At 49.5% G+C, this 12937-nt stretch carries 11 protein-coding genes; 4 read left to right on the top strand and 7 right to left on the bottom strand.

The annotated features are described in order from the left end of the window. Positions 1-96 precede the first annotated feature (96 nt). The 6 genes from P4S53_RS01260 to P4S53_RS01235 form a co-directional block, all read right to left on the bottom strand. Positions 97-1017: a LysR family transcriptional regulator gene (locus tag P4S53_RS01260; protein ID WP_337111014.1), complete on the bottom strand. Its 921-nt coding sequence runs from the start codon at positions 1015-1017 to the stop codon at positions 97-99. 70 nt (positions 1018-1087) lie between these two features. Then, the gene (locus P4S53_RS01255; RefSeq protein WP_337111013.1) at positions 1088-2266 is read right to left on the bottom strand and encodes an ABC transporter permease; all 1179 of its coding nucleotides are present in this window, start codon (positions 2264-2266) and stop codon (positions 1088-1090) included. Then, positions 2263-3414, bottom strand: coding sequence for an ABC transporter permease (locus P4S53_RS01250; protein WP_337111012.1), 1152 nt, complete (start codon positions 3412-3414; stop codon positions 2263-2265). The genes P4S53_RS01255 and P4S53_RS01250 overlap by 4 nt, the downstream gene beginning before the upstream one ends. Position 3415: 1 nt before the next feature. Beyond that, positions 3416-4393: an HlyD family secretion protein gene (locus P4S53_RS01245; protein WP_337111011.1), complete on the bottom strand. Its 978-nt coding sequence runs from the start codon at positions 4391-4393 to the stop codon at positions 3416-3418. A gap of 1 nt (position 4394) precedes the next feature. Next, positions 4395-5825 (bottom strand): TolC family protein, encoded by a 1431-nt coding sequence (locus P4S53_RS01240; protein ID WP_337111010.1) that lies wholly within the window; start codon positions 5823-5825, stop codon positions 4395-4397. Positions 5826-5998: 173 nt separating this feature from the next. Then, positions 5999-7276: an NRAMP family divalent metal transporter gene (locus P4S53_RS01235; protein WP_337111009.1), complete on the bottom strand. Its 1278-nt coding sequence runs from the start codon at positions 7274-7276 to the stop codon at positions 5999-6001. A gap of 353 nt (positions 7277-7629) precedes the next feature. Between P4S53_RS01235 and P4S53_RS01230 the strand changes: the two genes are divergently transcribed. The 4 genes from P4S53_RS01230 to P4S53_RS01215 all read left to right on the top strand — a co-directional run bounded on the left by P4S53_RS01230 (position 7630) and on the right by P4S53_RS01215 (position 12659). Then, positions 7630-10974, top strand: a complete 3345-nt coding sequence (locus P4S53_RS01230; RefSeq protein WP_337111008.1) for an intermembrane phospholipid transport protein YdbH family protein — start codon at positions 7630-7632, stop codon at positions 10972-10974. A gap of 47 nt (positions 10975-11021) precedes the next feature. Next, a complete protein-coding gene (locus P4S53_RS01225) occupies positions 11022-11237 on the top strand; it encodes a YnbE family lipoprotein (protein WP_442958617.1) in 216 nt (71 codons plus the stop codon). 18 nt (positions 11238-11255) lie between these two features. After that, the gene (locus P4S53_RS01220) at positions 11256-11579 is read left to right on the top strand and encodes a YdbL family protein (RefSeq protein WP_337111007.1); all 324 of its coding nucleotides are present in this window, start codon (positions 11256-11258) and stop codon (positions 11577-11579) included. Between the two features lie 126 nt (positions 11580-11705). Then, a complete protein-coding gene (locus tag P4S53_RS01215) occupies positions 11706-12659 on the top strand; it encodes a YeiH family protein (RefSeq protein WP_337111006.1) in 954 nt (317 codons plus the stop codon). Between the two features lie 5 nt (positions 12660-12664). On the opposite strand, the gene P4S53_RS01210 is transcribed toward P4S53_RS01215, so the two are convergent. Further along, complete coding sequence (locus P4S53_RS01210; protein ID WP_161446550.1) at positions 12665-12859, bottom strand: hypothetical protein; 195 nt, start codon at positions 12857-12859, stop codon at positions 12665-12667. Positions 12860-12937 lie beyond the last annotated feature (78 nt).

Raw genomic sequence — 12937 nt, 5'->3', positions numbered from 1 at the left:
ACAATAAACAGGCTGACCTGTGGCTTATGGTCAGCCTGTTTTTTCAAAATCAGTTCAGTCCACGATCTGATTGAAAAACGTTGGCACAAACGGGCATCAGTTCAGGTGCTTTTTCCATAATTGCTCAAGTTGTTTGATCGCCCAGGTTTTTGCCTTACCCATGCGGCTGCGATTCCAGGCCAGAACCAGTTCAAATTCTCTGACTGGGTTATCTCCCACCATGGCCAGTTTCCCTGTCGCTAAATCATCCTGAATGAAAAAACTGGGAATCGTCGCAACACCAAGGCCGGCACGTAAGGCATTCAACTTGTCATTCATGCTGGACACTGTGAGTAACGGCTGCTCTTCAAGAATATTGTGGGTTATCGGCGGCAGATTCCGTGCGGTATCGGCAACTGCTATCCCGCGATATTGCTGACGAATAACAGGATCGAGCGGGTTATCATGTTTATGTATCGGGTGATCCGGATGAGCAACCCAGACGATATCCATTTTGCCAAGAGGCTGAATTTTCACTTCCGGTGGCGCGACACTTGGCGGCGGAGCAATCAGAATATCGGCTCTGTCCTGCGCAAGCGCTTCCCAGCATCCGGCCAGAATTTCTTCCCGAAATTTCAGACGGGTCTTACTTTTCTTCGCAAGTGCATCTACAAGTGGAAACATCAGCTCGAGCTGAATCAAGCCGTCATAGGCAATGGTCAGATCTAACTCCCAGCCGTGTGCCAGCGCTGTTGCATCAGAGACCATTTCATCCGCTGCGGATAATAACAACCGCCCCCGGTCCAGCAACAGCCGGCCCGCTTTGGTAAATGCAGCTTTATGGCCGGAGCGATCGAAGATCACCAGATCCAGATCCTGTTCCAGTTTCTGAACCTGGTAACTCAGGGAAGATGGCGCTCGGCCGAGTTCTTCTGAGGCCGCAGCAAAACTGCCACGACGCTCAATCGCATCTAAAACCATCAATGCTTCAAAGGATAATAACCGGTTCACTTTCAATCCCTGTGCCAATACAGCCATTTATGATGAGGCTGTTTTAACACATTCACCTGAAAATGCCTATTTGTGCATACCGCTCCATGCATCAGGTTCAAACTGTTTCCGGCGCCTCAGACAGCCGTCCTCGACGGCGGCGATTTCGGTACACCAAACCCAAAGCGGTCAGTGAATACAAAACAGCCAGCCCCCAAAGCTGAAACCACCAGGTGCTGATCTGACTAAAACTCGCGCCCATCTGATTTAACCGCAGAAATCCGTTGATCGCTGGCGTAGAAGGCACCCATTGTGCCAGCCAGTACACTGGTGCTGGCAGTGCAGATACGGGCCAGACGAAACCAGCCGAGAAAACCAAAGGCAGTGAGCTGAGTAGCACAATCACCGTTGCCAGTTCCTTGCGGGGGATCAGCTCACCAATGACGATGCCTAACGCTGATACTGAAATCAGAAACGGCAGGGTCAGCATCACCATATCGCCGATTGAAGCCTGACGACTGATACCGTAACCCTCAAAGCTCAGCCCGAAGTAATAAGCAGCCAGAGGCAGATAGATCAAGGTAAACAAGCAGATCCGTATAAAAATCATTCGCCAGGGTGAACAGGTATGCCAATAACCCGGCCCCGAAGAACGATGCATTTCATTCTGAGCCGCACCAACCAATGCAGAGCCAATCAGCAGTGTCTGATGGAGTATCAGTACGAACACTGCCGGAACAACGTAATTAATGTAGCCCATTGTCGGGTTGAAGACCGGCCGCATATTGAGTTTGAGCGACGTGTACTGCTGCGAAGCTAAAGACAGGTTATCGCCTTCGAAAATCATACGGGCCACTTTTGCTTCCGCACTGAGCGTTCCTGTTGCGGTTGCCAGCCCTTCAATAACGGTACCGTAAACCAGAAACAGCGCCGCATCACCGGCAAAAGACACAGTCGGACTGATGCCTAACAGGAGATCGCGGTAAAAGTGCTCAGGGATCACGAGCATCCCTTTCACCTCTTGTGCCTGAATCCAGTGTTTTGCTTCTTCGATACTTGCGGCTGTTTTCGTCACAGCGACTTGAGGTGTCGCATCCACCATGCGGATCAGCGTACGGCTCACCGCACTGTTGTCGAGATTAACAACCGCAATTTGCTGCTCGCGCGGAAGCTGGTTTGAATAAGGCAAAGGATAAATGAGCGAGTACATTAATACACCGCCAAACACAGTGAAAATGATCGCCGGATTGGTGAACACGGCTTTCAATTCACTCAGAAACAATTGACGCCAGCTCATACCCCGCCCTCCGGTTGGCGCTTACGCCAGACAAGCATTTTCAGCACCCCTAACCCCATAGCCAGCAGAAATACCATAAGCGCCATCATCTGAGGCATCGCTTGCACTAAGCCGGTACCATAGTTCACCTGCTGGACCTGAATTTCAATGTAATGACTGACAGGCAACAGCGCCCGCCAGCCTGTCGCAATGGCTGGCATGTCTGTCGCGGGAAAAGTTATTCCCATAAAAGCAAACGCCGGTGCTGAAAACCCGGCCACGAAGCTCATTGCCCGGGTGACATCCATCGCAAGGAAAAAGAACAGCACGGCCACACTCTGACAAGCAATGACCATCAAACACTGCGCCACCAGCAAAATGATCCAGCTACCGTGCATAGGCCAGCCCAGCAGCGAATACATGCCCCACAGAAACAACACACCTTGCAGAATAAAAACAGCCGCATAAGGTATCAGCTTGCAGACTAACTGCTGAACCGGATGTTGTCCCAGCCAGGCCAGTAAACCCTGCCGCCGCTGCTCTGCAGCCAGCGCCATCACAGTTGTGGCAATAATGAAGATCTGCCACATCGCAGGAATCGCGGCCGAGACCAGAAACTGCCCATAGTGCGAGTTACTGTTAAATAACGGGGTGATCTGATTGCGGACTGGCAATGCCTGCCCCAGTGCCTGTAGCGGTACTGACGTACCAGACACCATATTGCTTACCGTATCGATACTGGCAGCATAAGTCGTCTGCGCCGATACGAAAGCGCTGTTTATCAGCTTGGCAATCAGAATAAACTGGGCGTTATAGAAGACAGTTACAGACGGAGAGCGCCCGAGTAATGTATCCTTTTCCAGAGAATCAGGAATCACCACCAGCGCATAAATTTCACCGTTGCGCATGAACGCTGTGCCCGCTTCAACCTCGCTGAATTGCCGGGCAACCGACAAGGTCGGGCTGGCATCGTAGTATCGGATCAATCCGCGAGACAAACGGCTATGATCCAGATCAACGACACCGACAGGCAGATCGCGCGCGATCCCTTGCGAGAATATCCACCACATCAGCACAAACAGGCTTAAAGGCAAAAAGATCAGCATCGCCTTCAGCCAGGGTTCCTGACGGATGATCTGCCACTCTCGCTGCATTGTGTTGAACCACATATCAGCGCTCAACCAACACGCTCATACCGACACGCAATCCGTCAACGGGCTGCAGCGGACGCGCTTCGACTTCAAAAGTGCGCATATCGAAACCTTGTTGGGTATCTGTTGCCCGCCATGTCGCAAAATCTCCCATGACGGAAACATGCGTCACAGTGAAGCGAATCGTTTGATCCCCCAAAGCCGGCACCTTGGCTTCAAACTCAGTGCCCTTGGAAAAATCGGCCAGCCTGTCTTCCCGGACATGAAATACCGCCCAAGCGTCATCCATATCGATGATACTGACCACCGGAAAGCCTTGTGGTGCTAATTCGCCACCATGAAGCAGGATCTGACTGACTTCGCCATCATGCCAGCTGGCGATCTTCGTATCCGCCGCATAGGCTTCGACTTCTGCGACAGCACCGGCAGCCATACGCTCCTTTTCCTGCGCGGCGCGTTTGGTCTCTTCCCGTGCCCCTTCTTTGGCCATTTCAAACATCTGATAAGCGGCTTGCTCTGTATAGCGGGCCGCTTGCCACTGGGTGTAGGCCTCATCTCTTTTCTGCTCTGCGACAACGCCGTCACGATAAAGGTTATTGATCCGGCGATAGGTTTTCTCACCAAGCGCTGCAGCCGCTTTGGCTTTTTGCCACTGGTCGCTGGCAGCCGAGATTTCCTGAGCACGTGCGCCGTTTTGCGCTTCGTCTGCCAGAGCCCCGGCGGCCTGCTGACTGGCTTTCGCCTGCTCGAGTTTGGCGTCAATTTCAGGGCTCAGTAAGGTAAAGATCAATTGCCCTTCGGTGACTTTATCCCCTTTACGCACCAGCACCTGATCAATTCGGCCGGCCACTTTCGAGGAGATATTGTATTGCTGAGCTTCAATCTGTCCCTGCAAACGCTCGGCAGCAGGCTGATACGCGTTCCAGAATCGGTATCCCAGCCAAGTGGCCAGCGCAGCAGCGGGTAATACCACGGCAAGAGTTTTGAACTTACTCATTTCAGTTAACCTTAAGTCCTTTGTAATTTTCATATTGGTCGAAGGTATTGATATCACCACTGACAGCCAGTAATCGCGACAATGCTGTGACATAGTGATATGCCGCTGCGAAGCGCTGCGTTTTTACACTCGCCAGATACAATTCGGCATCGACAACATCCAGAGATGTCGACAGGCCCTGACTGAATGCTTTCTCGCGTAACGCCACACTTTCCTCGGCCAGTGCAATACTGGAGGCCAGTCCGTCATATTCTTCCAGTGCCTGAGAAGCTTCCCGGTATGTTTTCTCAACCAGTACGCTCAGATCCTGCTCTGCCTGAGCGCGCAGGTAATTCACCTGTGTCATTGCACTGTGAGCCGCTTTTACTTTGTCTGAGCGGCCTGAAGAGTCGAGCAGCGGTATACTGACACCTACACCTACAGCCCAGTCCGGCGTTGTTTTCGCTGCCAGCGTATCTTCTTCATAAAGGTTGTAATTCCAGTACAGAAAAACTTCCGGGTAGTATTTGCCCTTTTCTGCATCTAACACGCCGCTCGCCTGTGTTTTCTTTGCATCAAGAATATGCAGACCGGGGTAATCACTCAGGGTTTTATCAATAAAGGAATTCATTGCCGGTAGCCCTTCATTCACGAACAAGGACGTTGAAGGTATGGCGGGAGTTTGTAATTTCAGTAAGCGTGTCAGAGCAACTTGTGCAATTTCCAGATCGCGTTGGGCTTTAAGACGCTCAACGCGGGCTTTATCAAAAGACGACTGTGCTTGCAAACGTTCGACTTTGGCTATCTGTCCCTGCGATTCTAGCTTCAGGGCATTGTTGTAATGCTTTTCCAACCCACGCTCTGCTTCCAAACGCGTGTCCAGCACTTGTTGCGCGAGCACCACACCAAAATAATAGGTCGACAGATCTTCAAATTTGGCATGCTCTTTCATCTCGAGCATATACCTGGCTTCCTGGGTTTTACCTTTCGCGATGTCCTGAGCCGCCATCACTCTTCCCCCGAGAAATACCGGCCAGATCGCGCGCACTGAACTGGTCAGAATATCTCTGTCGGTCAGCTGTGAGGTAAACATTTTGTCGAACTGCCCCGGGGTCATCCCCATGAGCTGGGCAAGACCTCCTAAACTGTTTGCGTGGCTCCGCCCGGCTGGGGTGCTCGCAATCAAATCAGAAGGCGCAATTTCAATAGGACCATCCAGATAGGTATAGTTGGCGGACACCGTGACTCTGGGTAAAGACAGTGCTTTAGACGCCTCTTGCAGGTATTCAGCCTTTTCGACATTGCTTTTTTCTGCCGCAAGTTCATCGTTATGGTTTCGAACCATTCGCCACGCATCGTCGAAACTGACAGTCGCTGCTTTCACAGGAAAACACACGGAACTTATCAGCAGCGCCAGGGTGATGGGTTTAGCCAGAGTCGGCCTTACATTCATCATATATCCTTAATGACCTCAAGAATGACTGCTCATATTAGAGCAAATACTCTATTTTACAAGCTTCAATGAAATATTTAATTACATCCAGATCACAAGATATTGTTTTAAAAGCATAACAAAAGAAAAAGCCCTCGGTTGAGGGCTTTGACACTTGATTCCAAGAATGTGGCTTACATCAACCATTTCCACCAGATAAAGATGGCCAGAAAACCGTAAAGATAAGTTAAACCCGCCCATGACAGAATTTTCATTGATTTCGTCAGTTTCAAATCTTCTGGCAATGATGCGGTAGACACCAAGCGATAGTTCAAATAAGCAAAGACCGGTGTCGTCATGAAGGCCAGTATCATAGCAAAGTCCATCATGGGCATCAGTGCAGAGGTGAAGAACAAAATGATCGCCATCGCACACACGCTGACAACAATCATCCAGGCATTGATATAACTGTTTTGCTCCAGTGGTTTTTCCTGAATGACCAGTTGTGCTTCAGCAAGCGCGCGAGAATAGCCGTCAATAACGGTAATCGTACTGCCAAAAATACAGAAGAATGCAATCACCGCGATCAGGTAACGAGACCACTCACCTATCGTCGACGCATACATGCTCACTAACTGATGAGAGAACCCGATTCCTGACGCTTTCAGTTCAGTACCCGTTCCGTAGAGCACCAAGGCACCTAGTGAAAGAAACACAACCGCCAGAATTGCCGTGCCAATGTAACCTACGTTGAAGTCAAACAACGCCGAACGCGTTGTCACTGTTTGCTCCTTACGCTGACTTTTCAGCCAGAGTGATGTCAGGCATGAAATTTCTATCGGGGCCGGCATCCAGCCCATCATCACGACAATGAAACCAAAAGAAGCCAACGTCCAGGCGGAAGGGCCCTGATACTCAGCGGGGGCAGCACTACCATTGCCTGCGGCTATCACAACCGCAGAAATGGTCGCGATAACCAACACCGACATAATGACTTTTGACAGTCCGTCCAGTGCTTTATAGTGACCAGCCATCAATATGGCCAGACATGCGACAAGCACAATGGCAGAGAGAACCGGCAGAGGTAAATTGCCCGGCATAAAATAGCCCAGCAGGCTCGCACTGAACAGCAACAGAGCTGCTGTGTTCACAATACCGGATAACAGGTTCAGCCCTGAAAAGACCCAAAGATAGCCACGTCCTAATTCATCGTAACCTTCTACCAGGCTTTTGCCTGTTCCCATTGTGTATTGAATGCCAGCCCTGAAAAATGGGTATTTAAAAAGGTTGACCAGCAAAATAATCGCGGCCAGTTGCCAGCCGTAGATGGCACCGGCTTTGGTTGATGCGACCAAGTGTGATCCGCCAACTGCGGCCGACGCCATCATGATCCCGGGACCTAACGATTTGATTAGCTGCTTGATGCCACCTCCCTGTCTGGATTGCGGCGGGATAGATACTGTGTCTGACATTCAATTACGTCCTGTGTAGTTTTTTATAGTAATGAGCTTCTTTGTCTCAGGTTTAAATAAGTTGTGCAATCCCCTATTTAGAGGGGATTTAGTGATAAGCGCTGAAAAGCCATCATCCAAAGCATATGTCACTCCCCACTCATAACATTTGCATCAGTAAATTTTATGAACCTTGATAAAAAAACGATAAAAAAAACATTGCTTGCCAGGCACGCTAGCGATCCAGCCTGAAAAAACATGGCACTGACCCACCATAAAACGATGATTTACACCAAATATTCCCCATTCCAGCCGGACAGGACTTATGCTTGTAAAGAAAGCACCATCAGTTTTTCATAGTCGCTTGAGCCTTTATGCCAACAGCTAAACACAATGACAGCACGCAAGCTCCCTCTTCTTCAAGTGTGCTGCGTCGGATTCGACGGGGTCTGCTATGGGCTTTTGTATTCGCCACCTGCGCCTTAGCCACTTTAGCCATAGGTGTGACTTTCTGGTTAGCCGGTGAAGGGATTCAATTAGGATCTGTCTCTGGCATCAGCCTGTCGCAACAAGGCATCTCGGTTAAAAAACTGAGTCTCAAGATCAAAGAGAATGAGTTTGTGCTGAACAATGTTTTGCTGTTGCACCGCTATACCGGGGAACAGCAGCCGAACATGCCGGACTCCCCTCAGGACTCTCTTGCTGCCGGCTGGAGAGTTGAAGCTGCCAGGCTGGCCGTGGTCATTCCGCCGGCACTTCGCAGAACGTTACTTGAAAATGGCTTCATCGCTGACCGCATTACTTTCGACAAAGTCAAACTGACGACTCAGGGCGCACTGACCGAAGGACAATTCGTGATTACCGCCGATCATGCGAATGCCATACTGGCTGCGCCTTCATCGCAGACAACCTACCCGCAGTCTTTAAAGAACATCAGCATTGGCGTGTCAGCGACCCCGAAACTTCAGCTCAGTGGTACGATCGGGCGTGGTGAGATTCAGCTACCTGCTTTGGCTGCTTTAACGACAGAGAGTCGCCCTGTCACTTTTAAAGCGCTTTCGTTTGCGCTGTTACCGGCTGAGGATAACAGCTTGCCGCTTTCGGTCTCCATTGATCACATCGAGTCAGCAGCAGCATCTTCAGACGAATCTGACCGGGATGAGATCGGCCAATTAACCCTGGCTGTCGATTTATTATCACCACAACACTCACTTGAACTGTCCATCAAAAGGTTACGCTGGAATCCCGCGCTATTGCTATCTCAACAACAAGCCCCTGCATCAATCAACTTTCCCAACATTGGACAAATGACCCGCCTGCTATTTCTTGCTCCGGTGAAACACGTTGAAGTCGCATCGATGACGATCGTCGATTACCTGTCGCAGGCCAGATTTATTTTTCAGCGACAGACAGAAAACACACGGTTTGAATTAACGGGGAAAGTGAAAGCGGCCAAGAATACGTTCTTACCGGTAACCAGCCACTTGATGGCTTCTGAAAACAAACCGGCTGTTTTTACTGTACAGCTCACTGATGCAGAGCAAACAAGTTCTTCTGACGCTGATTTAGTGAGCTGTCATGCCAGCTGGGAATTGACGTCAGACATGCCACAGTCGCTTAACTGTAAAAGTGACAACGTGACTAAAGTGCTGAATTATTTCGCTGTCCAGTCGATTGCACTGCCTGATCCAAATTTGCAGCAGGCTGCCTTTGTGGCAAAGCTAACAGAAACGAATCAACCCCAAAAAAATCAACCTGAGAAAAAGCAACCAAAGAAAAAGCAGCCAGAGGAAAAAGATCACCAGCCGGATTCAGCCTCCGTCCCGGATTCGCACTCGCCGGTATGGCACTATGCGATTGAGATAAAAACGCCCGGCAGCATGCAATTCAGATTCCCCCGCTCACATCAGCCCAGCGGGCCAAACGATTTTAGTACCATTGCGTTCAACCATGACGGTATCTGGACATGGGCACTGTCGTTTGATCAGCAACAGGCACAGCTCAGATTAACAACCCCGGAACAGTTAGACATAAACATCGCCAATCCGGGTGCGCAGGGACAACTCGTGATAAATACCCTTTCTTGCCATGCGTCATTCACAATTCCGGCGCAGCAGACAGAGGCCGCCCTGCCTCAATGCCACGGCACCAATACGCTTACCGCGCAGGCACCTCTTCTTGAACTTGACCCACTCAACATCAGTCATCTGCAGTTATCTCAGCACATCGACATACAAAGCACTGGCAACGCACTCAAACTGAATCTGGAAAACACCCGGATCAGCGCAGAAACGATCGCTTTGCCTGACTATGCTGATCAAAAGCAAAACAAGTTAAGTCAGGTTCGCCTAAATATACCCGACACAGTCATTCAGCTGGACAATCTCTTTTCATCAGCGCCAGTGAATTCATCGCAAGTTGGGTTACGCATGATCGGTGAATCGCCAGCCACACTGAATGCGGCATTGAGCAGTTTACGCACGATGACTGCAGACACTGAATCGAGAAAAGATCAACGCTCTCTCCCCGCGCAGCAAGTTGATGGTCATCTCACGATCACGTTAAACGGCTTAAGGGCAGAGAAAAACACACAGGCAGGCATGCTCTCCAGCGATTATTCGACACAACTGGCGCTCAGCCTGAATCATCAGGCGCTGCCAGTCATCCGCAACCAGGGAAAACTGACCCTCAATTCAGATGCACTCGCAATAACTGGTCTGCTGAGTACTGCGCAAAGTCAGCCCTGGTTAGATTTTTCATTTACTCAGGAATGGAAAAGTCAGATCAGCCGTATTCAGATAGCACAAAAGCCCATTGTTTTTTCCGCAAAGCAGAGCCTTAAGAAGCACTATCTCGCGCCGTTACCTGTCAGTGCAGATCTGCACAATGGCAGCGTGAGTCTCCGCGCGGATCTGAACTATAAGAATGCTCTCTGGTCTGGCACGCTGGATATCTTCACAACACATTTAAGCGGGCATATCAAAGACACCCACTTTGCCGATCTGAACGTGTCATTGACCAGTTCGATAACCAACAATACGATCCGGAGCCGTCAGCCGCTGACAGTTCACGCCAGTTGGTTACATTTCGGCACCTTGTTTAGCGATGTAACGGCCAGCATTCATTTCAACACCGGTGAGCCTCTCTATACACTGCACAGAGCAACCGCCAACGTGCTTGATGGCCACTTAAGTACCCGCAATGTAGTGAGCCATTCTTTGACCAATATTGACGAGATTCCCTTGCGTATCCAACGTCTCAATCTTAAGAAATTAATGGATTTATTTAACCCTGAAGATGTGGAGCTGACGGGTTCACTGGATGGATTACTGCCGATCCGCATTGTGAACGGAAATCCCGTCATTGAAAAAGGTGCTTTATTTTCAAGAAGTCCGGGTGGTGTTCTGAGATATAAAGAAGGGGCAAGTATCGATGATAACGTCAGCGCCGGAGGCGAAAACAACCTCAAAGTGATCACCAGGATTCTCAGAAATTATCAATACGACTCTCTTGCGGTTGATATAGACTATTCCAAAGAGGGTCAATTAAATGCTAGTGCCAGGTTCAAAGGCCGGAATCCTCACTTTCAGAATGGAAGATCGGTCAACATCAATCTGAACATTGAAGATGATATACCAGCACTGATCAAAACGCTCAACACGATCAATACATCTCAGTTTGAGCGGATTTTTGTGAAGCAACTTGGTCTTGAAAATTAGACTTTTGCGCTGAATTTATTGCAAATGACTTGAAAAGGTCGACGCCCATGGATATTCAGTTTAAGTATTACTGTATGACAGGCTGTTTCGCAGTGATATTCTTATTAATGATTTCTGGTTTGGTCGGATGCACACCTACAGTACAGGTTGCGGCGTCTGACAAGCCGATAGAAGTCAATCTGAACGTGAAAATTGAACATGAAATCAGGATTAAAGTGGATAAGGAAATCGATGATCTTTTCAGTGACGATGATGTCTTCTGACAAGGCGGAGCGCCTGTTATGAAACGCATACTGACTTATCTGGCAATGTTGCTGTTTTGCGCACATGCATTCGCGCTCGATTTACAACAAGCGAAAGCACAAGGCTTAGTCGGTGAAGCAAACAATGGCTTCATCGCCGCTTTGGCACCGTCACCTTCAGCGGAAGTACGCCAGCTGATTCAAACTGTAAACAGTGAACGAAAAGAAAGTTACCAGCGTATCGCCGTTTCACACGGGCTGACTTTGCCCGAAGTCAGCCGCCTCGCTTACAAAAAAGCGATAGAAAAAACCGAAAGCGGCCATTTTTATCAAAGCCCAAGCGGCCTGTGGGTCAAAAAGTAAGCATAGTTTCAGCATACCATTCAGTCACCCCGAACAGATAACACGCCTTTCATACTGAAATTTTCAGTCATATTCACTATCAAAAGAGGTATACTTCAGCTCTCATTTTCTGTGTGCTGTAGAAAGATGCCGTTCCAACCAGCCTTACTGAAACAACAATTAACGCGCTATCCCCTTTTCTGGCTCGGTGCGCTGATTTGCCTGATGCCATTCATCAACTCCCCGGTGGCACTGATTCTGGGTTTCTCGCTCGCCACCTTAGGACTTGTCCCTGCAGATATTCCGGTCGCTGCCATCACAAAGAAATTGCTGTCGATGGCGATCATCGGCCTGGGTTTTGGCATTCAGCTTGATGTTGCCATTGCAGCGAGCAAGGCCGGTTTAGGACTCATTGTGGCTTCCATTGTCGTGACTTTAGCCATGGGATGGTTACTCACCCGATGGCTGAAGATTGACAGCAAAACAGGACATCTGATTGCTTCAGGCACAGCAATTTGCGGTGGTAGCGCAATTGCGGCAGTTTCTCCGGCAATCAGCGCTAACAGTCATCAGACCTCGCTGGCACTGGCGACGGTTTTCATCCTGAATTCAGCAGCACTCTTCTTGTTTCCCTCGGTTGGCCATCTGCTGGATATGACGCAACATGAGTTTGGTGTCTGGGCTGCGATTGCCATTCATGACACCTCCTCAGTGGTGGGTGCTGCAGGGGCTTATGGCGATGAGGCGTTGAAAACAGCCACCACGCTCAAATTAGCCAGAGCCTTGTGGATTATCCCGCTCGCATTTCTCAGTGCGCTGATGTTTCGGGGGAAAGAGAAAAAGCTCACCGTGCCAATGTTCATCATCTTCTATTGTGTCGCTATGCTGACGGCACACTGGCTCCCCCAATTTTCTGAACTGTATCAGGGGATCTTCGCCCTCTCAAAACGCCTGTTGGTGGTGTGCTTATTTATGATTGGGGCAGGAATTACAGTACAGAAACTGCGTGCGGCCGGTTTTAAACCACTGTTACTGGGTGTACTGTTGTGGTTAATTATTGGCCTGGGTTCATTGCTTGCTATTTTGCTCGGGGCGGCTTGAAAGGCTTAGTCGGTATCCCATTGCGGTGCCGATTCTTGTTCGCTGCTGCGCCTTTTGCCAGACCAGGCTCTTGTGGCAACCTGATAAAATAGCAGCGAAAAAGCCATCAGACTCAGCAAAGCGCTCCAGCCGCCCGTTGTCACTGTTGCGCCTAATGTCAGCAGCAATACCAGTGCTACCCATTTCTTTGTCTTTTCCATCTGAGTCATTACTGCTTTTATCTTTCCTGATGCTCATTATTGTTTAAGCACCACTGCAGATAAAAATACCTAATCACA

Origin of the sequence: Photobacterium sp. Hal280, assembly GCF_037162255.1 — a bacterium.
Lineage (GTDB): Bacteria > Pseudomonadota > Gammaproteobacteria > Enterobacterales > Vibrionaceae > Photobacterium.
Note: the sequence above shows the minus strand (reverse complement) of the source record. Positions and strands in the feature narration are given on the sequence as shown.